At 70.5% G+C, this 25,838-nt stretch carries 25 protein-coding genes; 17 read left to right on the top strand and 8 right to left on the bottom strand.

What is annotated here, in order from left to right:
- Nucleotides 1–94 precede the first annotated feature (94 nt).
- Complete coding sequence (locus NKI68_RS08065; protein WP_254546202.1) at nt 95–760, top strand: metallophosphoesterase family protein; 666 nt, start codon at nt 95–97, stop codon at nt 758–760.
- A 121-nt stretch (nt 761–881) separates the two neighbouring features.
- Here the strand turns inward: NKI68_RS08065 and NKI68_RS08070 are convergent, their stop codons facing one another.
- Nucleotides 882–1,175, bottom strand: coding sequence for a hypothetical protein (locus NKI68_RS08070; RefSeq protein ID WP_254546203.1), 294 nt, complete (start codon nt 1,173–1,175; stop codon nt 882–884).
- Nucleotides 1,176–1,386: 211 nt separating this feature from the next.
- Between NKI68_RS08070 and NKI68_RS08075 the strand changes: the two genes are divergently transcribed.
- Complete coding sequence (locus NKI68_RS08075; protein ID WP_254546204.1) at nt 1,387–2,871, top strand: helix-turn-helix transcriptional regulator; 1,485 nt, start codon at nt 1,387–1,389, stop codon at nt 2,869–2,871.
- Between the two features lie 15 nt (nt 2,872–2,886).
- Here the strand turns inward: NKI68_RS08075 and NKI68_RS08080 are convergent, their stop codons facing one another.
- The 3 genes from NKI68_RS08080 to NKI68_RS08090 all read right to left on the bottom strand — a co-directional run bounded on the left by NKI68_RS08080 (nt 2,887) and on the right by NKI68_RS08090 (nt 5,256).
- Nucleotides 2,887–3,504, bottom strand: coding sequence for a DedA family protein (locus NKI68_RS08080; protein WP_254546205.1), 618 nt, complete (start codon nt 3,502–3,504; stop codon nt 2,887–2,889).
- A gap of 61 nt (nt 3,505–3,565) precedes the next feature.
- A complete protein-coding gene (locus NKI68_RS08085) occupies nt 3,566–4,351 on the bottom strand; it encodes an ABC transporter permease subunit (RefSeq protein WP_254546206.1) in 786 nt (261 codons plus the stop codon).
- Nucleotides 4,348–5,256: an ABC transporter ATP-binding protein gene (locus NKI68_RS08090; protein WP_254546207.1), complete on the bottom strand. Its 909-nt coding sequence runs from the start codon at nt 5,254–5,256 to the stop codon at nt 4,348–4,350. The genes NKI68_RS08085 and NKI68_RS08090 overlap by 4 nt, the downstream gene beginning before the upstream one ends.
- 346 nt (nt 5,257–5,602) lie before the next feature.
- On the opposite strand from NKI68_RS08090, the gene acs reads away from it, so the two are divergent.
- The 6 genes from acs (at nt 5,603) to NKI68_RS08120 (ending at nt 12,625) form a co-directional block, all read left to right on the top strand.
- Entirely contained in the window at nt 5,603–7,567 is a 1,965-nt protein-coding gene (acs, locus tag NKI68_RS08095) for an acetate--CoA ligase (RefSeq protein ID WP_254546208.1), read from the top strand.
- Nucleotides 7,568–7,746: 179 nt separating this feature from the next.
- Nucleotides 7,747–9,468: a bacterio-opsin activator domain-containing protein gene (locus NKI68_RS08100; RefSeq protein ID WP_254546209.1), complete on the top strand. Its 1,722-nt coding sequence runs from the start codon at nt 7,747–7,749 to the stop codon at nt 9,466–9,468.
- A 326-nt stretch (nt 9,469–9,794) separates the two neighbouring features.
- A complete protein-coding gene (locus tag NKI68_RS08105; RefSeq protein WP_254546210.1) occupies nt 9,795–10,241 on the top strand; it encodes a DUF4212 domain-containing protein in 447 nt (148 codons plus the stop codon).
- Nucleotides 10,238–11,923, top strand: coding sequence for a sodium:solute symporter family transporter (locus NKI68_RS08110; RefSeq protein ID WP_254546211.1), 1,686 nt, complete (start codon nt 10,238–10,240; stop codon nt 11,921–11,923). The genes NKI68_RS08105 and NKI68_RS08110 overlap by 4 nt, the downstream gene beginning before the upstream one ends.
- Before the next feature lie 2 nt (nt 11,924–11,925).
- Nucleotides 11,926–12,390, top strand: a complete 465-nt coding sequence (locus NKI68_RS08115; protein ID WP_254546212.1) for a universal stress protein — start codon at nt 11,926–11,928, stop codon at nt 12,388–12,390.
- A gap of 22 nt (nt 12,391–12,412) precedes the next feature.
- A complete protein-coding gene (locus NKI68_RS08120; RefSeq protein ID WP_254546213.1) occupies nt 12,413–12,625 on the top strand; it encodes a DUF8119 family protein in 213 nt (70 codons plus the stop codon).
- A 62-nt stretch (nt 12,626–12,687) separates the two neighbouring features.
- Here NKI68_RS08120 and NKI68_RS08125 read toward each other — a convergent pair whose 3' ends face one another.
- A complete protein-coding gene (locus NKI68_RS08125; protein ID WP_254546214.1) occupies nt 12,688–13,332 on the bottom strand; it encodes a phosphoesterase in 645 nt (214 codons plus the stop codon).
- A 100-nt stretch (nt 13,333–13,432) separates the two neighbouring features.
- Between NKI68_RS08125 and NKI68_RS08130 the strand changes: the two genes are divergently transcribed.
- From NKI68_RS08130 to NKI68_RS08160, 7 genes are read left to right on the top strand one after another with little or no spacing between them, the layout of a single operon-like run.
- Nucleotides 13,433–15,772 (top strand): type II/IV secretion system ATPase subunit, encoded by a 2,340-nt coding sequence (locus tag NKI68_RS08130; RefSeq protein ID WP_254546215.1) that lies wholly within the window; start codon nt 13,433–13,435, stop codon nt 15,770–15,772.
- Nucleotides 15,759–17,639, top strand: a complete 1,881-nt coding sequence (locus tag NKI68_RS08135) for a type II secretion system F family protein (protein WP_254546216.1) — start codon at nt 15,759–15,761, stop codon at nt 17,637–17,639. The genes NKI68_RS08130 and NKI68_RS08135 overlap by 14 nt, the downstream gene beginning before the upstream one ends.
- A complete protein-coding gene (locus NKI68_RS08140; RefSeq protein ID WP_254546217.1) occupies nt 17,636–18,382 on the top strand; it encodes a DUF7289 family protein in 747 nt (248 codons plus the stop codon). The genes NKI68_RS08135 and NKI68_RS08140 overlap by 4 nt, the downstream gene beginning before the upstream one ends.
- A complete protein-coding gene (locus NKI68_RS08145) occupies nt 18,375–18,872 on the top strand; it encodes a DUF7266 family protein (protein ID WP_254546218.1) in 498 nt (165 codons plus the stop codon). Before NKI68_RS08140 ends, NKI68_RS08145 begins: the two co-directional genes overlap by 8 nt.
- Nucleotides 18,869–19,555, top strand: a complete 687-nt coding sequence (locus tag NKI68_RS08150) for a DUF7263 family protein (RefSeq protein ID WP_254546219.1) — start codon at nt 18,869–18,871, stop codon at nt 19,553–19,555. Before NKI68_RS08145 ends, NKI68_RS08150 begins: the two co-directional genes overlap by 4 nt.
- Nucleotides 19,548–19,952: a DUF7262 family protein gene (locus NKI68_RS08155; RefSeq protein WP_254546220.1), complete on the top strand. Its 405-nt coding sequence runs from the start codon at nt 19,548–19,550 to the stop codon at nt 19,950–19,952. Before NKI68_RS08150 ends, NKI68_RS08155 begins: the two co-directional genes overlap by 8 nt.
- Nucleotides 19,940–20,470: a DUF7261 family protein gene (locus NKI68_RS08160; protein ID WP_254546221.1), complete on the top strand. Its 531-nt coding sequence runs from the start codon at nt 19,940–19,942 to the stop codon at nt 20,468–20,470. The genes NKI68_RS08155 and NKI68_RS08160 overlap by 13 nt, the downstream gene beginning before the upstream one ends.
- Nucleotides 20,471–20,561: 91 nt before the next feature.
- Here NKI68_RS08160 and NKI68_RS08165 read toward each other — a convergent pair whose 3' ends face one another.
- Together NKI68_RS08165 and NKI68_RS08170 are read right to left on the bottom strand one after the other, a co-directional pair.
- Nucleotides 20,562–20,924 carry a hypothetical protein gene (locus NKI68_RS08165; protein WP_254546222.1) on the bottom strand — a complete coding sequence of 121 codons (363 nt, stop codon included), beginning with the start codon at nt 20,922–20,924 and terminating at the stop codon, nt 20,562–20,564.
- A gap of 323 nt (nt 20,925–21,247) precedes the next feature.
- Nucleotides 21,248–21,610 carry a group I truncated hemoglobin gene (locus tag NKI68_RS08170; RefSeq protein WP_254546223.1) on the bottom strand — a complete coding sequence of 121 codons (363 nt, stop codon included), beginning with the start codon at nt 21,608–21,610 and terminating at the stop codon, nt 21,248–21,250.
- A gap of 229 nt (nt 21,611–21,839) precedes the next feature.
- Between NKI68_RS08170 and NKI68_RS08175 the strand changes: the two genes are divergently transcribed.
- Together NKI68_RS08175 and NKI68_RS08180 are read left to right on the top strand one after the other, a co-directional pair.
- Nucleotides 21,840–23,003 (top strand): hypothetical protein, encoded by a 1,164-nt coding sequence (locus tag NKI68_RS08175; protein ID WP_254546224.1) that lies wholly within the window; start codon nt 21,840–21,842, stop codon nt 23,001–23,003.
- 63 nt (nt 23,004–23,066) lie between these two features.
- Nucleotides 23,067–24,404, top strand: coding sequence for a hypothetical protein (locus NKI68_RS08180; RefSeq protein ID WP_254546225.1), 1,338 nt, complete (start codon nt 23,067–23,069; stop codon nt 24,402–24,404).
- 63 nt (nt 24,405–24,467) lie between these two features.
- Here NKI68_RS08180 and NKI68_RS08185 read toward each other — a convergent pair whose 3' ends face one another.
- A complete protein-coding gene (locus NKI68_RS08185; protein ID WP_254546226.1) occupies nt 24,468–25,709 on the bottom strand; it encodes a cation:proton antiporter in 1,242 nt (413 codons plus the stop codon).
- Between the last annotated feature and the right edge of the window lie 129 nt (nt 25,710–25,838).

Raw genomic sequence — 25,838 nt, forward strand, 5'->3', positions numbered from 1 at the left:
CGTACGGACACCGACGTGCGGACACGACGTGCCGACACTGGCGCGCCAACACTGGTGCGCCAACACTGAAGGGACGCGCGGGCGCAGTCCGCGTATGGAGATCGGTGTCATCTCCGACGTTCACGCGAACGCTGTCGCGCTGGAGGCGGTGCTCTCCGACATGCCGGCGGTCGAGGCGGTGGTCTGCGTCGGCGACGTCGTGGGGTACGGGCCGCACCCGCGGGCGTGCGTCGAGCGCGTCCGGGAGACCGCGGCGCACGTCGTGCAGGGCAACCACGATCGGTCGGTCGCGACGCCGGCGGCGTACCGGCACAACGAGATGGCCTACGAGGGGTTGCGGTACGCCCGCGAACGGCTCGACGACGACCAGCGCGCGTGGCTCGCGGCGCTCCCCGAGGGGGCCACCTGCTGCGACGGGCGCGTGCGGCTGGTCCACGACCACCCGACGGAGCGCGATCGGTACGTCTACCCCGATGAGTTCGGGGCGCTCTCCCCCCACCTCGGCGACGAGCGCGCGCTGCTGCTCGGACACACGCACGTCCAGCACGACGAGTACGTCGACGGCACGCTCGTCGTCAACCCGGGGAGCGTCGGACAGCCCCGCGACGGCGACCCCCGGGCCGCCTACGCCGTCCTCGACGTCGACGGACCGTCGGTCGAGCAGCGGCGCGTCCCCTACGACGTGGAGCGCGTGCGGGCCGCCGTCGAGACTGCCGGGCTACCGGAGCGGACCGGCGCTCGGCTGGCGCTGGGGAAGTGAAAGGGTGGAACCGGCGGGAGTGACTCGATCGCGGCGTCACCGCGCGTGACGACGACGCTGTCGCTGTCGCTCACACCCGTGGTGTCCGATAAAGTGAATCGACGGTGGTTGAACGACCGAGTTACGCGCTCGAGTTGTTGCCCATGGTGGTGTTGTTCATCATGGACGTGTTGTTCGTCATGTTCGTGTCGTTCGTCATGTTACCGGTAGTGTTGTTCGTCATGTTACCGGTCATGTTCGTGTCGTTGGTGACGTTCGTGTCGTTGCCCGTCACGTTCGTGTCGTTGCCCGTCACGTTCGTGTCGTTCGTCGCGTTCGTCGTGTTGTTCCCGCCGCCGGGACCGGCGCAGCCGGCGATGACCAGCAGGCCGGCCACCAGCAGGGCGGCCAGAACCTTCCGCGTGTTCGACTTCATGTGCACTCTCCCCTGATGCCATCGGAGGGGATAAAGCGAGGGAGTCGTCCCATCGGTTTCGGGGTGAGACAGACATTGTTGCAGACTGTTTCGAGGCCACAACCGCCCGTTAGGTGGCTCGTACGCGACTTACGCTTCGTCTCACATTCACAAACGGAAACGAAAAAAGGCTATGTTACGCGGCGATAAGGGGTACATTACGGCGCACACAATGTCAAGTCCCCGGACCACTAGCGTAAGTCGCGTCGCGATCGCCCTCGCCGTTCTGCTCCTCTGCACGGCCGGCGCGGTGCCGATCGCGGCGCAGACGGCGAGCATCGCGAACGTCTCGTACGCGGGCGACGGCGTCGTCGCGACCGACGGCGACGTGACGTACCTCACCCAGTGGCAGTCCTACAGTCTCGACGCGGCGGTCTCGACGGGGTCCGGCGACTATCAGGTGTGCGTGGAGGCCGGGAGCGACGGGAGCTTCGACGAGTTGGCCTGCCAGCCCGTCTCGGGGAGCGGCAACCAGACCGTCTCCTTCAGCTTCGAGAGGTGGCCTCAGGAGGTTCGCGGCGAGCAGACGGTCCGCGTCGTCCTCACCGACGGCAACGGAACCCGCGTCGACCGCGCGAGCACGAAGGTGCACGTCCTCGCCGCCGGCGGCGACTTCGACGGCGACGGACTGACCAACAGAGCCGAGGTTCAGGGGGCCGCGAATCCCCTCGCCCGGGACACCGACGGCGACGGGCTGCCGGACGGAAACGAGGTGAACGTCCACAGCACGAACGTCACGAACGAGGACACGGACGGAGACGGCCTCTCCGACAGCGTCGAGGTGGCGAAGCCGCCGAACGGCTACGGGACGAACCCGAACAAGGTCGACTCCGACAGGGACGGCATCCCCGACGGCCAGGAGGTGACGAAATACGGGACGAGTCCCAGCAACCCGGACACGGACGGCGACGGACTCCCCGACGGCCAGGAGGTCGAGGACACCAAGACCGACCCGAACAAGGCCGACACCGACGGTGACGGGCTCCCCGACGGGAAGGAAGTGACCATCCACGGCACCGATCCGAACAAGGCCGACACCGACGGCGACGGACTGAACGACGGCGAGGAGAACGACCTCAACACGAACCCGAACAAGGCCGACACCGACGGCGACGACCTCTCCGACGGGGCCGAGGTGAACGAGCACGGCACGGACCCGAACAAGGCCGACACCGACGGCGACGGGACCAGCGACGGAGCCGAGATCAAGGCGGGGACGGATCCGAACCCGCCGACGGGGCTCCGTAGCCTCCTCAACCCGACCGACGAACAGCTCCCGCTGGTCGGTGCGGTCGCCGGCACGTACCTCCTCCTGGTCGCGGTCGGGATCCTGTGGGCGCGACGGAGAGGCGGTCGCGCCGGGGCGACGACCGCCCCCGAGGTCACCGACGGCGACGGCGGGGGACCGGAATCCGTCCCCGAGCCGCTGACCAACGAGGACCGTATCATGCGACTGCTCGACGAGAGCGGCGGCCGCCTGCGGCAGGCCGACATCGTCGACAACACCGACTGGTCGAAGTCGAAGGTCAGTCGCCTGCTCTCCCGGATGGAGGAGAACGGCGAGATCCGCAAGATCAGCATCGGGCGCGAGAACCTCATCGCCCGACCGGGCGACGAACCGGAGAGCGCCCGCTCGCCGTTCGACGAGACCGACTGATCGCGTCCCCGCGACTCATTCGACGTTTACGTACAGCCGCCACCCGGCGAGTCCGAGGGCGATCAGGGCGAGGAGACCGAGAAGCGTGAGGAGCGGCGCGTCCGCGGCGGTCCCGACGGCGACCGCGTAGATCGACCGCTCCTCGCCGGCGTAGACGAGTCCGGCGACCGCGGCGTTGAACGCGAACGCGCCGACGGCGGTGTAGAGACCGAAGCGCGCGGGGTTCATCTCCGCGACCCCGGCGGGGATCGAGACGACGGAGCGGAGGACGGGGAGGAGCCGCCCCCAGCAGACCGATCCCGAGCCGTACCGGCGGAACCACCGCTGACCGCGCCTGAGTTCGCCCTCCGAGAGGCGCAGGTAGCGACCGTACCGGTCGAGCGCCTCCTCGCCCGCGCGCCCGGCCCCGTAGGCGACGGCGCTCCCGCAGGTCGTTCCGAGGGTCGCCACCGCGACGAACAGCGCGAGGCTCGCGGGGTCGGTCACGAGCGCCGCGGCGGCCGCCGGGACGACCACCTCGCTCGGCAGCAGCGGGAAGAGCATCGACGACTCGAGGAACGTGAAGACGAAGACGGCGAGCAGCCCGTACTGCACGACGAGGGCGAGCGCCGTCTGCGTGATGCCACCGTCCACGAGAACCGATAGGCGCGGCGGGGTTATCCCCGTTCCCCTCGGCGGTCGGTCGGACCGGAGGTTACAGCGTCGCCCGATCGAAGCGAGCGAGACCGACCGCGAGCGCGGCCACAGTCCACGCGAGCAGGACGAGCGCGGCGAACCACGGCGTCTCGTGGATCGCGGTCGGGGTGACGGCTCTCACGCCCGTCGTCGCGTCGAAGATCACCTGGAAGGCACGGATCGGACTGAGCGACTCGAAGACGGGGGCCCAGTCGGGACGGGACATCGGACCGGTGAATCCCCGCCCGGCGTAGGCGACGGCGCGCGGAACCGTCCCCCAGAACAGTTGGACGAGCAGCCACAGGGCGACGTTGGCGGCGAACGCGCGCGTGGTGGTCGCCGAGGCCGCCGAGACGCCGACGACGATCCCGGTGTAACAGAGACAGAGCACGAGCACGGAGAACGCGGCGGCGACCGTCGGAGCGATCGCCGGAACGCCGCCGCGGACGGAGTACGCGAGGGTCGCGGCCAGGACGCCCACGCAGACGGCGGCGGCGAGCGACGCCGCGCGTCCGACGGCCGTGGCGAGGACGACCGCCCGGCGCGAGACCGGGAGCGCGAGCAGTCCCCGGAGACGGCCGGTCGCGCGGTCGCCCGCGACGGCGTCCGAGTAGCGCATCACTGCGAGAAGCGGGACGAGGTACGCGCCGATGCGGAGCGCCGACGCCAGGGGCGCACCCTCGATGCCGCCGTACTGGTACCCCGCGAGGCCGAAGACGAGGGCGAGCAGGCCCGCCGTGACGTGCAGTTCGGTCGAACGGTACGGGTCGAGCGCCCGGTAGCGCGCGAGGGCGCGGACGCTCACGCCGTCGCCCCCGCCGTGTACGTCGCGAACAGGTCGGAGAGCGAGGCGTCGCTCGTGTCGAGGTCGCGAACCGTCGCCCCGTCGGATCGGATCGCGTCGATGACCTCGACCTTCCGCTCGTCGGGACAGCTCACCGAGAGCGTCCGGCCCTCGACGCGCACCTCCCCCGTACCCTCGACCGCGCGGACCGCCGCCACCGCCCGCTCGGAGAGTTCGTCGACCGTCACCGTCAGGACGGTCGAGGAGCCGACGTCCGACTGAAGGCCGTCCAGCGTGTCGACGGCGACGAGTTTGCCGTCGTCGAGGATGCCGACGCGGTCGCAGACGGCTTCAACCTGCTCTAAGATGTGACTCGAGAAGAACACCGTCGCGCCCCGGGCGTTCTCCTCGCGGACGATGCGCTGCATCTCGCGCGCGCCGTTCGGGTCCAGTCCCGTCGAGGGCTCGTCGAGGATCAGCAGGTCCGGTTCGCCCACGAGCGCCATCGCGAGCAGGAGGCGCTGGCGCATTCCCTTCGAGAACCCCTCGACCCGCCGGTCGGCGACCGTGTGGAGGCTCACCCGACGGAGGAGCGCGATCGGGTCCTCGTCGACCGACTTCACGTCGGCGACGAGCGAGACGTGCTGGCGGGCGGTCAGGTGATCGAACAGCGCCATGTCGGGGAGCGCGCCGATCCGACGACGCGCCCGTTCGCCGTCGGCCTGCGCGTCGAGGCCGAACACCCGGGCCTCGCCGGCGGTGGGACGAACGTAATCGAGGAGGACGTCGATGGTCGTCGACTTCCCCGCCCCGTTCGGGCCGAGAAAGCCGAACACCTCCCCCTCGCGGACGGTGAGATCGACGTCGCGGAGGGCGACGACCCCGCCGAACTGTTTCCGCAGCGAGACCAGTTCGATTGCAGACACGTGCGGCGGTTGGACGAACACCGGCATAGGTCTTCGGCCGGGGACGAGACGTTCCGCTGCGGGTGGACTCGCGTCGGGGGCCCCAAAGGGAGGGGTGGAAGGACGGACGGCGGAGGCGGCCCGTCTCGGGCCGTCTGCGGTGCGCGCGGGCCACTGACAAGCCCGCGGACGCGCCGCGGTCGGGAACAGGATTCGGGGCGTATTATACTTTTCTTCGATTATTTCACAATTAGAATTTTTATGATTAAGTGGTATTTCAAACGGGTTCGGGGCGGGCGTCGGGCGACCGCGCCGTACCGGCGACCCGCGAACCCTTTACCCCCCGGGAACCGTAGCGCCGCCCGGGATGGAACACGACGCAGACGGGCGACTCCTCGACCGCGAGCCGATCGAGCCGCCGGCGTCGTTCGTCGCGCAGGCGAACGTGCGTGAGTCCGGGATCCGGCGGACGTTCGAGCGGGAGTGGCCGGACTGCTGGGAGCGGGCGGGCGACCTGCTGGACTGGGATCGTGGGTACGACGCCGTCCTCGCGGGCGGCGGGACCGAACCGCCGTTCCGCTGGTTCGCCGGCGGTCGGCTGAACGCGTCGTACAACTGCGTCGACAGACACCTCGACGAGCGGAAGAACCAGGTCGCGATCCAGTGGGAGGGACGGCTGGGCGAGACGGAGACGTACACCTACCTCGACCTCTACCGGGAGGTCAACGAGTTCGCGGTCGCCCTGCGGGCGCTCGGCGTCGAGGCCGACGACGTCGTCACGCTGTACATGCCGATGATCCCGGAGCTTCCGATCGCCATGCTGGCGTGCGCGCGACTCGGCGCGGTCCACAACGTCGTGTTCGCGGGGTTCTCCGCGTCGGCGCTGGCGAGCCGGATGGAGCGCGCCGAGTCGCGCTTTCTCGTCACCTGCGACGGGTACTACCGGCGGGGGGCCGCGACCAACCAGAAGAACAAGGCCGACAACGCCCGGATCAGCCTGGACCACGACGTCGAGGCGACGGTCGTCGTCTCCCGTCTCGGCGACGAGATGCACCTCGGCGAGCGACAGTACGGCTACGCCGACCTGCTGACGGCCCACGAGGGCGAGCGGGTGACGCCGGTCGCCCGCGACGCGACCGACCCCCTCTTTCTCATCTACACCTCGGGGACGACGGGCGCGCCGAAGGCCGTCACCCACACGACCGGCGGCTACCTCGCCCACGTCGCCTGGACCGCCCGCGCCGTCCTCGACGTCAAGCCCGAGGACACCTACTGGTGTTCGGCGGACATCGGGTGGATCACCGGCCACTCCTACGTCGTCTACGGCCCGCTCGCGCTCGGCACGACGACGGTCCTCTACGAGGGGACGCCCGACCACCCGGAGAAGGATCGCGTCTGGCGGATCATCGAGCGCAACGCCGTCGACGTGTTCTACACCGCACCCACCGCGATCCGCGCGTTCATGAAGTGGGGAGCCGAGTATCCCGCCCGGAACGACCTCTCCTCGCTGCGCCTGCTCGGGACGGTCGGCGAACCGATCAACCCGCGCGTCTGGGAGTGGTACTACGCGCACGTCGGCGGCGAGTCGTGTCCGATCGTGGATACGTGGTGGCAGACCGAGACGGGGGCGATCGTGATCTCGACGCTCCCCGGCGTGGACGCGATGAAGCCGGGGAGCGCGGGGAGGCCGCTGCCCGGGATCGGGGCCCGCGTCGTCGACGGCGACGGCGAACCGACGGCGGTCGGCGAGACGGGACACCTCGTGCTCGATCGGCCGTGGCCCGGCATGCCCGCCGCGCTCGCGACCGGCGAGGGGTGGGCGAGCGGCGGGTACCCGCGGCGGTCCGCCGACGGGTGGCGGTACGCCGCGGGCGACGAGGCGACCGTCGACGCGGATGGCTACGTCACGGTCCTCGGCCGGATCGACGACGTCGTGAACGTCGCCGGGCGGCGGTTCAGCACGATGGAACTGGAGAGCCGCATCGTCGAGGTCGAGGGCGTCGCGGAGGCCGCGGTCATCGGCGGCGACGACCGCGACACCGGCCGGGCCGTCTACGCCTACGTGAGCCTCGAGCGGGACTACCCCGGCGACGACTGCCTCCGGGCGCGTATCGAGGAACGCGTCCGCGAGGGGATCGGCCCCATGGCGATCCCGGAGGCGATCGTGTTCACGCCGGATCTCCCGAAGACGCGCTCCGGCAAGATCATGCGCCGACTGCTCGAGGACATCGCCAACGGCGAGGCGCTCGGCGACACCAGCGCGCTACGCAACCCAGAGATCCTCGGCGAGATCGAGTCCGTCGTGCGCCGGGATCCGGCCGACGAGGAGTGACCCCCGACCGTCGTTTCGCGAATACGTAGCGTATCGAAACGCCGCTGTCGTCAGCAGGCACAGATCAGCGCCTCACCGCCCGTCACTCGTCCCCATTCGTTCGATACTCGCCGAGATCTCGAGTGATACCCCCGCCACTCCCCCAACCTTGATTTCGGAGTAATCCATTAGGCCGAAACATGTTCGGGGACGCGGGGGACCGCGGCGGGGGCGACGCGCTCGACGCGGCCGGCTACGAGCGATTGCGCCGGGCGACCGAGACGCACCGCGAGGACGTCGTCGTTCGGTTGTGCGGCGAGGTGGGGTTGCACCCCGAGGAGGTGACGCGCGTGCGCCTCGTCGACGTGCTCCCCCACGGGGATCACTTCTTCCTGCGCGTCCCCGGTGAGGAGTCGGATGCGCGCGAGGCGTACCTCCCGCCCGACGTGGAGCACGACCTGCGAAAGTACGCCGACGGGGCGGGGATCGCGCCCGACGAGCCGCTGGTGGGGGTGTCGCCGAGACGGGTGCAGATGCTCGTCTCCGAGGTGGCCGCGCGCGCGGCGGCGGCGACCGGCGACGCGGTCTTCGAGGGGCTCTCGACCCGGGACCTCCGGGGTTACTTCGCCCGGCGATTGCTCGTCGAGCGCGGCCTCGATCCGCGGGTCGTGCTCGCCGTCGGACGGTACGATCGCCCGGAACAGCTCGCCCCGTACCTCGAACCGGCCGATCGGGGGGCGGTCGTCCGGGCGTTCGAACGACGGGGCGGGGGCGGCCCCGGACGGTTCGACCGGGGGAGCGCGGGGCGGCTTCGAACCGTCGCGCGACTGCTCCGGGAGGCGAGCGGGGCGCTGACGGACGCGACGACCGAGGACGCCGTCGAGACGATCGCCTGCGAGCGGCTGACGGGGACGGCCGCCTACCGGACGGCGACCGTGTTCGACCCGACGGCCGGGACGGAGCCGACGGGCGGCGCGGCGGACGCGCTCGCGGCGGCGCTCGAGGCCGACGACTCCGCCCGGGCGGTCGTTCGGGCGGCCGTCGAGGAGGGAACGATCAGGGCGACCGCCGTCGAGGAGAGGACGGAACGGACGACGGTGATCGTCGTCCCGCTGACGCACGGACGGCAGACCCGGGGGGCGCTGTGCGCCGTCCCCACCGCGCCGGTCGCCGAGGCCGAACGCGACCTGCTCGCGATCTACGGGGCGCACGTCGCGGCGGCGCTCGCGGGCGTCGAACACCGGCGGCTGCTGCTCGCCGACACCGCGACGGAACTCACCCTCGAGTCGACCTCGGGTTCCTTCCTCGCGACCGCCTCGAGCGCGCTCGACTGCACGTTCCGACTGGAGGGGATCGCCCCGGCCGAGGCCGGGGCGTTCCTGTACTACGTCACCGTACGGGGCGCGTCGCCGGACGCGGCGCTCGAACGGGCGGCCGACGCCCCGGCGATCGAGGACGCGCGACTCGTCAGCGGGCGGGCGGACGGCGCGCTGCTCGAACTCGTCGTCACCGACTCGCCCGTCGGCGCGCTCGTCGAGTGCGGCGGGACCGTCCGCGACCTCGTCGTCGAGCGCGGGGTGGTCACGCTGGTCGGCGAGGTCGCGAGCGACGTCGACGTCCGGGAGGTGGTCGAGACCGTCCGCGCGGCGTACCCCCGGACGCGGCTGGTCGCGAAGCGGGAGGTCGAGCGGCCCGTCCGGTCCGGCGGGGCGTTCCCCGAGCGACTCGACGAGGTCCTCACCGACAGACAGCTGTCCGTCCTCCGCGCCGCCTACTACGCCGGCTACTTCGAGTGGCCGCGCGAATCGACGGCGGAGGAACTCGCCGACTCCGTCGGCGTCTCCTCGCCGACGCTCCACAACCACCTCAGGCGCGCCCAGCAGAAGCTCCTGACCGCCGTCATCGAGCGGGACCGACGCTAGCTGTCTAGGGGTCGCTGATCGCCCGCCCGACGGCGACCGTTCGACGGAGGCGAGCGCGAACCGACCCGACGGCGGTCCAGGGAGTCGAATCCGGCGATCGGCCGATCCGCGGGACGGTCGTACAGACTCTTTTAATGCAATTAGGCACGTCACTTATTCCATTGGTGGTACACGGTCCCAACCGTCATGATAGTACATGGGGTAGAACAGGGGGTACGGTCGTCGGTTCGAACGCCGCGTCCGCCGAGCCGGGGGGCTCGAACCGGCGCACGCGCGCGCTCGCCGGCCGCGCGACACCGACCGCCCGCGACGGAACGGGGGGATCGATGAACGAGCGAGACGCGGCGGGGAGGGGAGCGAACGGCGCGGATGAGACGGCCGCGAGCGGCGACGGGCCGACGGCGGCGGCGGACGGCGGGCACGCGACGGGACGGGCGACGGCCACGGGTGCGGCGGAACCGACGAACTACCTCGACGCCGAGGTGAACCTGCTGTCGCCGAGTACGCCGTACATGCGCGATCACCTGCGGATCATCTGGACCGGGTTCGCCGTCTGGTTCGTCGCGGTCTTCGGCCCGGTGACGCTGACGGCCATCGCGCCGGACCTCATGACGACGCAGATGCCCGTCATCGGGTTCCCGCTGCACTACTTCCTGATGGCGATCGGCGCTCCGACCACCGGCCTGCTCCTCTCGTACTGGTACGTCCGCAAGCGCGACCGGCTCGACGAGAAGTACGGCATCAGACACGGCGTCGGGGGTGAGACCGAATGACTGCGAGCGTCCCGCTCCAGAGCGGGGGGTTGCTCCCGGAGGGGCTGAACATCTCGTTCAAGTTCCTGCCGGCCGTCCTCGTGCTGTCGATGCTGGGGCTGTTCCTCGCGATCGGGTTCGTCTTCCGCGTGGCCGACGCAGAGGACATGTGGGTCGCCGGCCGCTCGATCGGCAACCTCGAGAACGGTGCCGCGATCGGCGCGAACTGGATGTCTGCGGCCTCCTACCTCGGCATGGCGGGGCTGATCGCGCTGTCCGGGGTCTACGGGCTGGCGTTCGTCGTCGGCTGGACGACGGCGTTCTTCATCGTGCTGATCTTCATGGCCGCCCAGATGCGCCGGTTCGGGAAGTACACGGCCCCGGACTTCGTCGGCGACCGCTTCAACTCCGACGCCGCCCGCGCCATCGCGGCCGTCACGACGTTCCTGATCGGGTTCGTCTACGCCATCGGACAGGCTCGCGGCATGGCGCTGGTCGGCCTGTACGTGTTCGGCGACATCGGCCTGTTCGGCCTGACCGGCTACCAGTCGATGGTCGTCTTCATGATGGCCATCACCGTCGGCTACCTGACGCTGTCCGGGATGCTCGGCGCGACGAAGAACCAGGCCGTCCAGTACACCATCCTCATCGCCGCGTTCCTCGCCGGGCTGTACGCCGTCGGCTTCACGCAGGGGTACTCGACGGTACTCCCGCAGATCCAGTACGGCCAGCTCATCAGCGAACTCGGCAGCGAGTTCTCGGAGCCGTTCGTGAGCGGGAGCTACTACCTGTGGATCGCGACGTGCTTCTCGCTGATCGTCGGGACCGCGGGGCTGCCCCACGTCCTCGTGCGGTTCTACACGGTCGAGAACGAGCGGACCGCCCGCTGGTCGACCGTGTGGGGGCTGTTCTTCATCTGCCTGCTGTACTGGAGCGCCCCCGCGTTCGCCGCGTTCGGGACCGACCTCTACGCGGAGCAGGTCGGCCCGGTGTACGGCGCGAGCGGCATGGAGAGCGCGGCCGCCGACGTCATCGTCGTGCTGGCGACGCAACTGGCCGGCCTGCCCGGCTGGTTCGTCGGCTTCGTCGCGGCGGGCGGCATCGCCGCCGCCATCGCGACGGTCGCCGGCCTGTTCATCGCCGGCTCGTCGGCCATCTCCCACGACATCTACACCAACATCATCAACCCCGACGCGACCCAGCGCCAGCAGGTGCTCGTCGGCCGCCTGAGCATCATCCTGCTGGGCGTCATCACGACGCTGGCCGCGCTGGATCCCGCCGCGCCCATCGCGGCGCTCGTCGCGTACGCCTTCTCGCTGGCCGGGTCGGTGCTGTTCCCGATGTTCTTCCTCGGGCTCTGGTGGGAGAACGCGAACCGCAAGGGCGCGCTCAGCGGCATGACCACCGGGCTCGTCCTCTGGTCGATCCCGATGATCAACGAGGTCGTCCCGAACTACGTGGGCGGCGTCGAGGCCCCGCTCGTCCCGGCGCTGGCCCAGTGGATGCCCGCGATCGGGTCGGCGCTGATCGCCACGCCCGTCGTGTTCGCGGTCACCATCGGCGTCTCGCTCGCCACCGAGGAGCCGGACCTGCGGACCAAGCGGCTCGTCCGGCAGTGTCACAGCCCCGAACCCATGCGGGAGACGACGGCCGCCGAGGCGGTCGCCGCCAAGAGCGGGGGCGAGACCCCCGCGGACGACTGACGATGTACGACCGCATCCTCGTCCCGACCGACGGGAGCGACGTCGCCGAGACCGCGGTCGGCCACGCGCTCGACCTCGCCGAACGGTACGGCGCGACCGTCGACGCGCTGTACGTCGTCGACATCGACGCGGTGGAGGTGGGCCTCGGCACCGAGCAGATCGACCGGCTCCGCGCGGGCAGGTTCCACGAGATGGACGAGTTGCGGGAGCGCGCGGAGGCCGCGACCGGCTACGTCGCCGACGCGGGCGCGGAGCGCGGCGTCGAGGTCGTCGAACACGTCCGGGCGGGCGTTCCCCACCGGGTCATCGCGGACTACGTCGAGGACCACGACGTCGACCTCGTCGTGATGGGCAGCCACGGACGCTCCGGCGTCAGGCGCGCGCTCCTCGGGAGCGTGACCGAGCGCGTCCTCCGATCGACCAAGCGGCCCGTCCTGGTCGTCGACGCGCGCGCGGACGGCGACTGACCGTGGGGGGTCGACCGCGCCCGTGAGCCTCCCCGACCGACTCCGCGAGCACGTCGACGAACACCGGTCGGGGATGGTCGCCGACCTGGCGTTCGCCGTCGTCTGGGTGACGGGCGTCAGCCTGCTGTTCGAGGTCGTCGACGGCCCGCGGTGGGCGTACTACCTGTTCATGCTCGCCGGCGTGGCCGCGTACTTCGCCTTCTTCTGGTCGCTGAAGGCGGCCAGCGAGCAATAGCGGGATCAGCGGGATCAGGCGCTCGACCGCGGACGACCGCTCCTAGACGCTCCTCGTGGCGCTCAGGCGTACGCCTCACAGTCGAGGACCGTTCTGCGGGCGACGGCGATGACGGCGACGGCGAACGCCACCCCCGCGACCGATTGCAACCAGGTGTGCGCTCCCAGCAGCGGGCGGTTCACGACCATCACGGCCGGCACGACGAGGAGCGGTCCGAACCGGCGATCGACGAGGAGCAGGAACAGGGTCGGCACGGTCGTGAACGTCACGTGCCCGGAGAGGTCCCAGAACGGCGCGATCGCCGCGTACGGGAGCAGGGCGAGCAGCAGGAGCGCGGCCGCGTCGGGGACGATCCGCCCCCACCCGTTGGCGGTCCAGAGCGCCCACAGCAGTCCGGCACCCGCGGCCACCCCGAGCGCGGTCGCGAGATCCAGCCGCCAGCTCGGATCGACGAGCGCGGTGGAGATCCCCGTCGGCGTCACCAGCAGGTAGGCGGCGGCGGGCGTCACCGCCGCCGCGAGCGCCGTCGCGTACGCCCCGAACCGGTACCCGAGGCCACGCCAGCCGTCGTCCTCGCGTCGCCACTCGACGACGATCGCGACCAGCCCCACCGCGGCGACGTACGGCAGGGGGTGGAAGACGCGCTCGTAGAGGCGCATGAACGCGAACAACGGCTCCGAGATCCCGGGGTCGAGGAGCGAACTCACCACACGCCGTCGGGTCGGGAGCGACAAAAGGTCGGGGACGCGCCTGCCGACGGGCCGCCGAAGACAATGTTTAAATACCGAAAGGTATCGAATCGTGACTATGTCAGAATCGGATACGTCCGTGGGCGTTCCCCCGCCGCGACCGCCGGACGCGCCCGACGCGTGGTACGCGCCGGACGTGCTGCGACAGGAGGAGATCCACCCCGGCGTCGTCGTGACGGTCCGTCGCGCGGGTGACGAGTTCCGCTACACGACGCGGGAGCCGTCGCTGTCGACGAACGCCGAGCGGGCGCTCGGTCGGGTCCGCGAGTACTTCTCGGCGGCGAGCGCGACGCCCCCGCTGACGCGCGAGGGCGCGGTCGAGCGCATGGCCGCCGGCGTCGGGCCGAAGTACGAGCGCGCCGTCGATCGGTTGACCGACCTCTCCGCGGCGATGGAGGCTCGGCTCACCTACCACGTCCTCGCCGAGGTGCGCTGTCTCGGGTCGCTGACGCCGCACGCGCTCGACGACGCCATCGAAGTCGCCGACGAGCGCGACGGCGAGGTGATCGTTCACACGGCCGACTACGCGCCGGTCCGAACGGGGATCGCGGAGACGGATCACCTCGAACGCTTCGCCAGCGAGCGCCTCTCGCGCTACTCGGTGTCGTTTCTCGACTTCGAGATCCCCGTCGTCGTCTACCGCGAGAACGTCCTCGGGAACGACCCGTTCACGACCAAGTACGCGATCAGGGAACCGGACCTCCTGCCGGGCGACCGCGCGCTCGTCGAGGAGTGCAAGGAGCGCATCTGGGAGGCCACCGTCGACGGCGTCTTCCTGCGGGACGACGGGACCGCGGACGACGACGCCACCGCGTTCGTCCGCGAACGAGCCGAGGCGGTCCTCTCGCGACGGCTCACCGCCGAGGACGCGCGGACGTGGCTCGAGGCGCTCCGCTATCGCCTCCGGACGGCGCTCGCCGCGTACGACCTCGCCCTCCCGCCGGTCGACGAGCGGTTCGCCCCCGACCGGCTCTCCGATCTCGTCTACTACGTCCTCCGGGACTACGTCGGCTACGGTCACCTCACGATCCCCATCAGGGACGGTCGGCTCGAGGACATCGAGGCCAACCGCGTCGGCGAGCGGGTGAAGGTCGTCCCCCGCGGACTCGACGAGCGCGTCCCGACGAACCTGGCCTTCGAGCGCGAGGCGGAGTTCGTCAACGTCGTCACGCAACTCGCCGCGAGCGACGGCGTCGAGGTGAACGCGAGCACGCCCAGCGCGAAGGTGAACCTGCGGCCGCCGGGGTCGGACGAGACGATCCGGTGCGCCGTCGCGCTCCCCACGATCAGCGAGGGCGGGCCGCACATCTCGATCCGCAAGCAAGCGCCGGAGCCCCTCACGCCCGTCGACCTCGTCGAGGCGGGGAGCCTCCCGACCGAACTCGTCGCCCTGCTCTGGTTGCTCTACGAGCACCACGGCGTCGTCCTGTTCGCGGGGCCGACCGGGGTAGGCAAGACGACGCTCATGAACGCCCACGTTCCGTTCATTCCCTTCGACGACCGCCCGGTGAGCATCGACGAGGGCTCCCGGGAGGTGTGGCTCCCCCACGAGACGGGCGTCTCGCTCACCACGCGCGACCACGAGCGCGAGTACAAGCGCGTGACGATGGCCGATCTGATGACCGAGACGAACTACCTCAATCCGGACGTGGAGATCATCGCCGAGATCAACACGCCCGAGAGCTTCGCCTCCTTCGCGCAGATCGTCTCGACCGGCCACGGCGTCCTCGGCACGACCCACGCCGAGGACGTCGAGCGGCTGGTCAACCGCGCCGTCGAGCAGGGGTTGCCGGCCTACCTGCTCGCGGAACTCGATCTCGTCGTCTTCCCGAAACGCGTCGGCGGCGAGCGGTACGTCGGCCGGGTCGTCGAGTTCCTCGACGGCCCGGCGACCGGCTCCGGCGGTGGCGTCGTCGAGCGCGGCGGAACGACGATCCACTACGACACGGTCTGCGAGCGCACCGTCGACGGCGGGTTCGCGTTCGCGTACGACCACCCCGCGCTCGGCGACGACGCGCGCGACTGCCGGACGGCGGTGTTCGACCGCATCGCGGATCGGACCGACCGCCCCGTCGAGGCCGTCGAGCGCGAGTTCCTCCGCAAGCACCGGTACGTCGAGTACCTCGTGAACGAGGGCGTCAGCGACGCCGACGAGCTGTTCGGCTTCCTCGCGGACCTCCGCGCGAACGAGGCGGCGACGGTCGAGCGCGTCGCGCACGCGCGCCGGCGCGAACGGGGAGAGGACGGCGGGGGGGAGATCGACGAGGGAAGGGTCCGTGACGACGGAACCGACGGCGAGGGGGTCGACGCGCGTCTCGACGGGGGGCGCGTCGACGGTGGAGGAACCGAAGACGACGGTGGAAACGGCGTCGGCGGGGGGCGCGATGGCCACGCGTAACGCGACCGGCGTGCTCGGACGCGGCCTCTACGCGCTGTTCTCGCGTCACGCCGATCGGCGGCGACACGAACGCGACCGGCGGCGCTACCGCGGGGCGGCGATCGGGGCGAGCTTCGACCGATACATCTCGCGGGTGTACGGCCTCTCCTGGGCGGCGTTCCTCCTCGTCGCGACGGGGGCGACCGCGCTCGCGCTGGCGGTCCCCGCGGACCTCCTCGACGGCGTCTCGGCGTTCCTGCAGGCGGGACTCCCCGTGCTGAACCGCGTCGACGCGCCAGCGCTTCCGCGCGAACCCGTCGCCGCCGGGGCGGGCCTCGCCCTCGGGGCGCTCTGCAAGCGGACGGTGGTCTGGGGCGGCGGACAGTACCTGCGCTGGGTCGCGTCGGCCCGCCGGGCGAACATCGAGCGGACGCTCCCCGGCGCGGTGCGCTACCTGCGGACGCTCGCCGCGGGGGCGGACGACCACCGGACGATGCTCCGCAAGGTGGCCGAACAGGACGCCTACGGCGAGACGGCCGCCTCGGCCCGGGCCGTCCTCAACCGGGCGGCGCTCGCGGGGAGCCTCGACGCCGGCCTCCGGATGGTCGCCAGGGACACCCCCTCGCGGGATCTCCTGTCGCCGTTCCTGCTGAAGTTCCGCGAACACGCCGCCCAGGGCGAGGACGCGCTCGCGGGCTACCTCCGCCTGGAGTCGCGGATGCTCTCGCACCGACAGGCCCGCTCGCGACAGCAGGCGACGGACTTCCTCGAACTGCTCGCGGAGCTGTTCATCGTCCTGCTCGTCCTGCCCGCGCTGTTCGTCATCATCCTCACGGTGATGGCGGTGCTCGCGCCCGGCCTCTCCGCGCCGGTCGCGACCCCGGTCGGGACGGCCACGGTCCGGACGCTCGTCGTCGTCGGGAACGTCGTCTTCGTCCTCGCGGTGGGCGCGACGACGGCGTGGCTGATCGCCGCGCTCCGCCCGCCCGACCAGGCACCGCCGACGTACGCGCCCGCCGAGACGGTTCGGGGCGTCCTCGCCGGCGCGAGAGAGAACCCGTCCGACGCGGTACTCGTCTGCGCTCCGCTCGCGGTCGCCGTGACCGCCTACTGCCTGACGCTCGGCTACCACCCCGTGAACGCGGGGCTGTTCGGCTACGTCGCCTTCGGCCTCCCGGTCGGCGGCGTGGCGGTCCGCCGGGCGCGCCTCGACGACGCCAAGGACCGCGAGATCAAGGACTTCGTCCACGCCGTCGCGGGGCACGTCAGCCTGGGGCGACCGTTCGGCGAGGCCGTTGCCCGCGTCGCCCGCGAGGTGGACCTGGGCGCGTTGCAGTCGGACGTCGACGCGCTCGCGTTTAACCTCTCGCTGATGACCGCCGCGGACGGCGACGTCCGCTCGGCCGCGCTCGATCGATTCGTCGAGCGCGTGGGGACGCCGCTGGCCGCCCAGACCATGGGCCTCGTGACGGGCGCGCTCGACGTGGGGAGCGACGCGGAGGAGGTGTTCGAGACGCTCCAGACAGAGGTCGGGCGGCTCTATCACGAGCGCAAGGCGCTCCGGTCGTCGATGCTCGTCTACGTCGCCGTCGGGTGGACCACCGCCCTGCTCGTCGTGGGCATCGTGGTCGCCGTCAACGGCTACGTCCTCGACGGGTTCGCACAGCTGTCGAGCGTCTCGGGGACGGCCGCGGGCGTCGCGCTCGACCCCGACGCCGTCGACCTCGAACGCGACCGCTTCCTGTTCTACGTCGTCACGCAGGCGACGATGCTCGCCTGCGGCTGGTTCGCCGGGATGGCGAGCCGCGGGCGCTACGAGGCGCTGCTGCACTCGGGCGCGCTCGTCGCGGTCACGTACGTCGTCTTCGCGGGGGCGAGGATGCTATGATCGGTCCCCCGAACGCCCGCGGCCGGGGGCAGTCGCACGTCGTCGGCGTCGCGCTCCTGCTCGGCGTCGCCGTGATCTCGATGGGCGCGCTGACCGCCAGCATAGGGGCCATCGTCGAGGAGAACGCCGCCGAGGCCGACGCCGCTCGCGTCGCCTCGGACGTCGACCGCGCGCTCCGCCCCGTCGAGGTCACGGGCGCGCACCGCGGCCGACTCTCGTTCGCGCGGGGGGAGTTACGGACGGTCGAGCGCGACCTCCGACTGCTCGACGCGAGAGGGGGAGTGGTCGAGACGGTCGCGGTCGGCGGGCTCGTCTTCGAGTCGGGCGACCGCCGCGTCGCGTTCGTCGCGGGTGCGATCGTCCGCGGACGACCCGGTCGAGCGCGCCTGCAGGTCGAACCGCCGATCACCGCCTCGCGGGGCGACGGCGGCGTCCTCGTCGTCGGCGCGCCGCGACTGAACGCGAGCGAGGGAGTGTCGATCTCGGGCCGCGGCGGCGTCACGGTCGCGCTCGAGACGCACGTCCGTCACCGTCGGGTGCGCGTCGGGAACGGGACGTACCGCCTCGCGGTGGAGACGCGGACGCCCGAGCCGTGGGCGGACTACCTCCGCGAGCGCGGCGCGACCGTCGACCGCCTCGACGTCGACGGCGACGGAGTCGAGAGCGTCGTCGCCGCGTTCCGGGGGGAGCGAACGACCTACCTGGTCGTTCACGACCTGAACCTGGAGGTGGGCGGTGGATAGCCGCGGCGTGACGCCCGTCGTCGGGAAGGTGCTCGAGGCCGGGATCGTCGTCCTCTACATCGGGCTCCTGACGACGACGCTGTACGGCGGCGTCGTCCCGGGCTACCGCTCGACCGCGGGCGACGCGGTCGGCGACCGGACGCTCGCGGCGGCCGCCGAACGGATCCAGCAGGCGGTCCCGCCCGAGGCCGAGGCGGTCGACGTCCGCGTCCGGGTCGACCTGCCGCCGACGATCCGCGGCGAGCGATACCGGATCCGGGCGGACGGAGAGACGCTCGTGCTCGATCACCCGCACCCCGCGGTCGGCGGGCGCGTCCGACTCGCGCTCCCGCCGCAGGTCGCCCGCGTCGAGGGATCGTGGACGAGCGACGAGCCCGCCGTGGTGCGCGTCCGCGGAGCCGACGGGGGCGTCGTCGTCCGGCTTAAGGAACGGGAGGGCACGCCGGGCGAGCGCGAGAACGGGAGGGGAGACGGGGAGGGAGACGGATGAGGGATACCGGATGGACTGGCCGGGGGCAGGCGAACCTCCCGGCGCTCGCCGTCGCGCTGCTCGTGCTCACGACGACGGCGAGCCTCGGGCTGCTGGTCGCTGACGGCGCGTTCGCGGGGGCGACGCGCGATCCGGCGGAGCGACGCGCGGCGGTCGCGCTCGCGGAGCGCCTCGTCTCGGCCGAGTCGCCGCTGACGGCGCGGCCGAACGTCCTCCGCGCCGGGGACCTGGGCGCGTTCGACGCTACGCGCCTGGACGAGGCGTTTCCGGTCGCGCGTGGGTGGGACGTCCGCCTCCGCGTCGGCGGCGAGACGGTCGTCGAGCGCGGCGATCCCACCGGGGGAACGACGACGCGTCGGATCGTGCTCGTCCAGCGCCGCCAGTCGGTGACGCTCCCGGCGGTAGCGGGCGACGCGGTGACGCTGCCCCGTCGGAGCCCGCGCGCGACGATCGAACTGCGGCCGCCGGACGGGACGACAGTGCGGACGGTGCGCGCGAACGACCGGATCGTCCTCCACGACCCGTCGGGGCTGAACGGGACCTTCGAGGTCGCGCTCTCGCGCTTCGAGACGACTCGCCTGCGGTTCGACGGCGACGGTCCGCTCCCGCGCGGGAGCGTCCGCGTCACCTACTACCCCGCCCGGACGACGAAGGCTGAGCTGGCGGTGACCGTCGATGGCTAGGGGACAGCTCTCGCTGTCGGTCGTCGAGGCGGGCGTCGGCGCGGTGCTCGTCCTCGTGGTGACGATGGGGTTCGTCCTCGGCGTTCCGACGGCGGACACGCGAGAGGCGCAACTCGACGCCTACGCGAGCGACGCCGCCACCGTGCTGGCGAACGAACCGCCCCGCCACCGGGGGACGACGCGGCTGGCGGAGGTCGCCCGCTCCCCCGACGCGTTCGATCGAGAGCGCGCGGCCCTGGGACGGCGCGTCGAGCGACTCCTGCCGGACAACCTCATGTATCGGGTCGAGACGCCCCACGGCGCGGTCGGATACCGAAAGCCGGCCGGCGTCGCGGTCGGCGCGGCGCGGGTGACGACCGCCCACGGCGACGTGACGATACGGGTGTGGTACGCGTGAGTCGCGACCGCGCGCAGCTCGTCCTGACCGCCGCCGCGGTGATCGCCGTCGCGCTCGCCCCGGCCGTCCTCGCGTACCTGCAACTGGGGTACCACCCCGACGTGCGGGCGAGCGCCGAGTACGACGATCCGCTGGGAAACGCGAATCGGCTGCTCGAGCGGGCCGTCCACGACGCCGGGGCGAACGCGACGGGCGAGTACCGATGGGGGCGGCGACGGGCGGCGACGGCGGCGGTACGCGATCGGCTCCGACCCCGCGTCGAGGCGCTCGAAGCGTCGCGCGTCGCCGCCGGAACCGCCTACGAGGTGCGGTACAACGGGAGCGCCGCGCGGGCGTGGGCGACCGAGGAGTGCCCGCGCGGACCGGGTCGCCGCTTCGGCGCGTGTCGAGCGATCGACGGCGTCGTCGTTCAGGACCGCGCGGGCGAGACGCACGTCCTCGGCGTCGCGGTGGACGTGCGCGCGACGACCGAGCGCGGACGCTACGAGGCGACGTACCGCGTGCCCGTGATCGGGTGACGGCCCCGCACCCTACGCTCCTCGGAAGGCGGACGGGTCGCCCGTCGAAAACTGCGATAACTCGCCGCTCGGTTCCCCGGGACGGACGGGGTCAGTTCGATCCGGAGGCGTCGCTGATGGAGACGTTCTCCACCTGGAGCCCCACGTTGTCGACGGTCACCGAGATGGCCCCGATTCGGTAGGAGGTGTCCTGGTACACGACGACGAAGCCGTCCGTGGATACCGTCGCGTCGTCGACCGTGTAGGAGGCCCGGTCGATCGAGCGGTCGGGCAGGCCCGTCCCCTCCACGTGTACGTCGGCGACGGTCACGGTGAGGTCACGGAGTTCGAAGTTCTGGGGTCCGACCGCGACGGATCGATCGTCGCGCGCGTCGTCGGTCCCAGCCAGCGCGTTCGCGGGTGCGCTGCTCGCGATCAGGAGCAACGCGAGCAGTACGAGTACAGCGCGTCTCATGGCTTTACCACGGGGACTGCTATGTCCTCCGTGGTACATAATCAACGCTGTCGTTGCGAACAGTTGTGGACAGTTTCACCGAGAACGAGGTGACGGGACCGTCGGGGGACGGATCGCGAGCGCAGCGGGAGGACCGCGCCGCCGTCCCTCGAGCGACGTCGCGATCGCGAGACGGTGGCCGGTTATGTACCGACTAGTCGAGCGTCACGCGGCGACGGACGACCGGCGGCGCGGGTGACCGGCGGTGTAGGCGACCGCCCGTCGCGGTCGACTCGCGTCCGCCGACCCGATTCCGGACGTGGGTCGGTCGCCGACTCGGGTGCCTATCGACCGAGCACGGGCGCTTTGAGCGCGGCGACCTCCTCGAGGACGGCGCGCCGGTCGCGGTCGTCGACGTCGTGCTCGCGCAGTGCCGCGTCCAGGTGATCCGCGACGGCGTCGAAGTGTGGCTCGGAGATGTTCAGGTGGTCGTGCGCCTCGCGCATGTCGTCGCCGTCGTACTCGACCGGACCGCCCGCGACGGCGCTGATGAACTGTACCTGGTGGGCGCGGAGGTCGTTCATGTCCATTCCCTCGAAATACCCGCGCAGGCGGTCGTCGCTCAGCACGCGGTCGTAGAACTCGTCGACGATCGCTTCGACGGCGTCGCGGCCGCCGATCCGATCGTACATCGACTGGTCGTTCATCGTGACGATCGGAGGATCGACCCGACGGACCCTGAAACCCGGGGCCGACATGTTCGGTCGGCCGTCGACGCCCTCAAATCCGACAGACGCCTTTATCCGACTGTAGACGCGCTGTGATTATATTTTCCAAAACAATCTACCGATCGTTAAAGGGTTATTTTCCGAAATATACAAGACAATAACTAATTATTATTCACTCGACTGTGGTTTTGCCGAATCGGAGAAGTCAATGAAACGAAGAAACGAACCACAACGAGAGACTACCGACGACGGACTGACGGTGACGCGGCGGGCGGCGCTCGGTGGACTCGCCGGACTCGTCGGGATGAGCGCGTTCGGCGACGTAGAAGCCCAGGCGTCCGACGCCGAAACGGATGACGAGACCGCCGAGGGGGTCGACGACCCCCTCGACGATCTCGGTGGACGACCGCTCGAACCGACCGACCGCGACCTGTTCGTCCCGTCGGTCTACCCCGGGACGCCGGCGCTCGCACCCGCCGAGGAGTACTACTGGTCGGAGCGCGACTTCGAGACGTTCCTCGCGGCGCTCATCTCGCGCCGCGCCGACGGGAACCCGAACGGTCTAGACGAGGCCGCCGAGGCGCTCGATGACGCGGCGCTCGCCGACACGATCCCCGACGTTCGGTTGCGAGCGGCGGTCGTCGCGATGCGGAGGACCGCCGTCGAAGAGGCGTTCGACGTCTACCGGACGCCGGCCATCGAGCGCGTCGAGTTCTCGACGTTGCCCACGGACGCGGTCGCGACGGTCGTCCCGGGCGACGACCGAACCGGCGCACGGGTCTACGTCAACTACGCGTACGAGTACGAGGACGTCAGACACTTCGTCCCGGCGCTCCTGAACGCGGCGCTCTGCCACGCTCCGCCGCTGTCCGGGCGAAAGCGCCTCGTCGCTCACGCCCTCAAGACGCTCGTCTACGGCGAGATCGTCGTTGAGTCGCCGGAGCTGGCGTGGACGGGGACCGAACTCGCGCGACGGCAGAACACCGAACTGCTCGCCCGGGTGAACACCCGCGACGAGGACGGCGACCTGCGTCTGCTCGAATCTGGGGCGAACGTCTACCCCCACGGGGTACCGATGACGTCGTTCGCCGCTCCTTTCTCCTGGCAGGACTCGCCTTCGAGCCCCGGCAACGACTGCCTCCGGGCACTCCTCACGCACGTGACCGGCCGTCCCTGGTCGGAGACGACGTTCGACACCGTGACGGTCGGGTGGCTCGACTACCAGCAACGGTATCTGAGTTCCCCGGAGGTCCGCTTGCTCGCGAAGGCGCTCCGGCTGACGCCGCCGGAGGAGCCCATCCCCGAACCCGAGGGCGACGCCCCCCCGCCGGACGCGCTCGACTGGCCGACGATCTCGATGAGGACGTACTGATGGCGGCGCGTAGCGACACCAGCACGAACGTGAATACGAACACACCCACGACGGAACGAAACGATGGTCACGGAACACAACATCACCTTCGATAGAACGCTGAACGCCGTCGACGACCTCGGCTGGGATCCGACGGGAAGCGAGCCGATCGAACTGGAACCGTACGTCGAGACGGGGACGCTCATCGAGGTTCCACCCGGACAGTATACCGTCCCAACGACTCAGGACATCGTCGCACAGAAGGACGGCGTCGAGCGGTTCGGGATCCGCGGGACAGCTGCTGATCGCCGGGACGTCGAATTTCGACCGGAGGGAGACGGGTCGACGTACCTCCTCTGGTTGACGGGAGGGAGAGACATCCTCCTCAAGAATTACAGGATATGGTATGGTACCGAGGATCAACCCGCCGCTATCGGTCACGTACTGCTACCGAACGACGGGCTGTACGTCCAGAAGTTACAGAAGAACGGTTTCACCCCCTCGAACGCGAACGGCGACCGCTGGTTCCTCTTCCTTGCGATCCAGGACACGACTGGGATCGGGTACGTCGAGGACGTGCATTTCTGGGGCCCCGCCAACATTACGGGACACGGTGCCTCTCGCGGATTCGGCGGTGCATTTCAGAACCACGCCGGGACGCTCTACTGGCGGGAGTTGAACATCTTCAACAATCCGGGTGACGGCGCTCCATACGTTGGTACCCATGGGACGAACCGCTTCGAAAACTGTCTCTGGGTCAACTGCGCGATGGCGGCTGCCCGCAATGGTGGTAGTGACTCTTATGTCAAGAACTGCGAGATCCGCATCGACCTGAACGACCAGAACCCCCGGAACATCGGGACCTACGAGTCGATCAACGGCATCTACTGGGACCCCCAGACCTCCGAGGAGGCGGGGGGCCGGATCGAGAACTGCGAGATCCGCATCGAGGAGCCGACGAACCCCAACGGGGCGGGCTACAGCGGGGACTTCCTCCCCGGCTGGGGGATCGTGGTCGACTCCTCGGGCGGTGACGTGGCCGTCGAGCGCAACGACATCACGATCAACGCCGATCGGGTCCCCGCCCTGATGGCGCACGCGCCCGAGAAGCGCTGGGACCGTGCCCCGGCCGACGTGAGCGACTGGGGGATCCTGGTGAACGACAACGAGATCAGGGGCGGGGGCGTCCTCCGCGCGGACGACTCGCTGCGGAACGCGGCGATCGTCCTCGAACGCCGACCGGGATCCGCCGTGACCGACACGCTCGTCGACTGGCCCGACGCCGCCTACGCCGTCGGACTGATCCCGTGGCAGGACGACCAGACCCAGGCGACCATCGACGACCTCCGGTACGACGTCCGCGTCGAACCCATCTACGATCCCGCGAACAACGCCGACGTCGGCGACCTGACGCAGCTGTGAACGCGGTCGAGGGTACCGGCGAGCGTTACCCCGGTACCGTACCCGGCTCGCCGGCGGCGATACTCAGCTCTTCGCGCCGTCGCCGCGGTCGTCCCGACTCGACGAGGAGGCACCGTCGCCGCCGGAACCGTCCGACTTCGTCGCCTCCGCTCGTTCGACGGCGCGCTTCAGCAGCGACGGGGTCAGCAACACCGAGACGACGAACACGACGAGGTACGCGACGAAGATCCGGTCGCCGACGATCCCCTGCGCGACGCCGAGCGCCACGATGGCGATCCCCGATTCGGATCGCGGGAGCAGCGCGAACCCGACGATCAGCGAGTTCTCCCGTCGACCGCCGGCGAGCAGGTTCCCGACGTAGCCCGCCACGAAGTTAGAGAGGAGACCGAAGACGGCGAACGCCAGGACGAACGCGTTGAGCCGCAGCGATCCGAGGTTCATCCGCGCGCCGATGGCGACGAAGTAGAGCGGGATGAACACGCCGTAGGCGATGCCGTACACGTTCGACTGGACGTCCTTCCCCTCGAACCGTGCGTTCGTCGAGAGGATCAGCCCGATGGCGAGCGCGCCGATGAAGTACGAGAGGTTCACCGCGTCCGACGCGTACCCGAACAGGAAGAGCAGCCCCAGGATCGCGATGAAGTCCGCCTGCCCGACCCGTGACCTCGCGAGGAGCGCGGAGATCTCGTCGACGAAGAACCGATAGAAGACGGCCGTGCCGACGAAGAAGAGAACCGCCAGCCCGAGCGCGGAGACGGTCGCTTCCGTCCCGCCGCCGACGAAGAACAGCGGGAGGATCGAGATGCCGAGCAGGCCGACGACGTCGTCGACGACCGACGCGCCGAGGATCCACCGGCCGTACTGCGTGTCGAGCCTGTCGAGCGACAGGAGCGTCCGGACGACCACCGAGACCGACGTCACCGAGAGGACGAGACCGAGATAGAGGCTGGATTCGAAGCCGAAGCCGAACCCGCTCCCCAGCCCGAACCCGACGAGGAAGGGGACGATCACGCCCGAGAGCCCGACGATCAGGACCGGCCTGAGGGCGGCGAGGAGCCGGTCGAGGTCGATCTGCTGGTACCCCACGTCGAAGAACAGCAGCAGCCCGCCGATGGTCGAGATCAGGATGAACGGGTTCGTCGGCCGGACGTTACCGATGAGCGCTAGGACGGAGGGACCGAGGACGACGCCCGCGAGGATCTCCCCGAGGAAGCCGGGCTCGCCGAGGCGCTCGACCACTTCGCTCAGGACGAGCGAGAGCAACAGGCTCACGCCGATCACCAGGAAGATCTCGAGCGAGGCCATCTACGGCGACCGCCCCGCGACGACCCCGCTCTCCCCCTCACGTCCCATACTGGGACGGCGATCGGTGCCCGACGACATAATTATGCGGCGCGAACGCGCGGTTAATACGTGGTTTCCGCCCGACGTCGC

Source organism: Halomarina pelagica, assembly GCF_024228315.1.
GTDB lineage: Archaea > Halobacteriota > Halobacteria > Halobacteriales > Haloarculaceae > Halomarina > Halomarina pelagica.

Bases quoted from the DNA above. Each gene is read 5' to 3' on its own strand.
- NKI68_RS08065 (WP_254546202.1), top strand. From the start codon at position 95: ATGGAGATCGGTGTCATCTCCGACGTTCACGCGAACGCTGTCGCGCTG.
- NKI68_RS08070 (WP_254546203.1), bottom strand. From the start codon at position 1,175: ATGAAGTCGAACACGCGGAAGGTTCTGGCCGCCCTGCTGGTGGCCGGC.
- NKI68_RS08075 (WP_254546204.1), top strand. From the start codon at position 1,387: ATGTCAAGTCCCCGGACCACTAGCGTAAGTCGCGTCGCGATCGCCCTC.
- acs (WP_254546208.1), top strand. From the start codon at position 5,603: ATGGAACACGACGCAGACGGGCGACTCCTCGACCGCGAGCCGATCGAG.
- NKI68_RS08100 (WP_254546209.1), top strand. From the start codon at position 7,747: ATGTTCGGGGACGCGGGGGACCGCGGCGGGGGCGACGCGCTCGACGCG.
- NKI68_RS08105 (WP_254546210.1), top strand. From the start codon at position 9,795: ATGAACGAGCGAGACGCGGCGGGGAGGGGAGCGAACGGCGCGGATGAG.
- NKI68_RS08110 (WP_254546211.1), top strand. From the start codon at position 10,238: ATGACTGCGAGCGTCCCGCTCCAGAGCGGGGGGTTGCTCCCGGAGGGG.
- NKI68_RS08115 (WP_254546212.1), top strand. From the start codon at position 11,926: ATGTACGACCGCATCCTCGTCCCGACCGACGGGAGCGACGTCGCCGAG.
- NKI68_RS08130 (WP_254546215.1), top strand. From the start codon at position 13,433: ATGTCAGAATCGGATACGTCCGTGGGCGTTCCCCCGCCGCGACCGCCG.
- NKI68_RS08135 (WP_254546216.1), top strand. From the start codon at position 15,759: ATGGCCACGCGTAACGCGACCGGCGTGCTCGGACGCGGCCTCTACGCG.
- NKI68_RS08140 (WP_254546217.1), top strand. From the start codon at position 17,636: ATGATCGGTCCCCCGAACGCCCGCGGCCGGGGGCAGTCGCACGTCGTC.
- NKI68_RS08150 (WP_254546219.1), top strand. From the start codon at position 18,869: ATGAGGGATACCGGATGGACTGGCCGGGGGCAGGCGAACCTCCCGGCG.
- NKI68_RS08155 (WP_254546220.1), top strand. From the start codon at position 19,548: ATGGCTAGGGGACAGCTCTCGCTGTCGGTCGTCGAGGCGGGCGTCGGC.
- NKI68_RS08165 (WP_254546222.1), bottom strand. From the start codon at position 20,924: ATGAGACGCGCTGTACTCGTACTGCTCGCGTTGCTCCTGATCGCGAGC.
- NKI68_RS08170 (WP_254546223.1), bottom strand. From the start codon at position 21,610: ATGAACGACCAGTCGATGTACGATCGGATCGGCGGCCGCGACGCCGTC.
- NKI68_RS08175 (WP_254546224.1), top strand. From the start codon at position 21,840: ATGAAACGAAGAAACGAACCACAACGAGAGACTACCGACGACGGACTG.
- NKI68_RS08180 (WP_254546225.1), top strand. From the start codon at position 23,067: ATGGTCACGGAACACAACATCACCTTCGATAGAACGCTGAACGCCGTC.
- NKI68_RS08185 (WP_254546226.1), bottom strand. From the start codon at position 25,709: ATGGCCTCGCTCGAGATCTTCCTGGTGATCGGCGTGAGCCTGTTGCTC.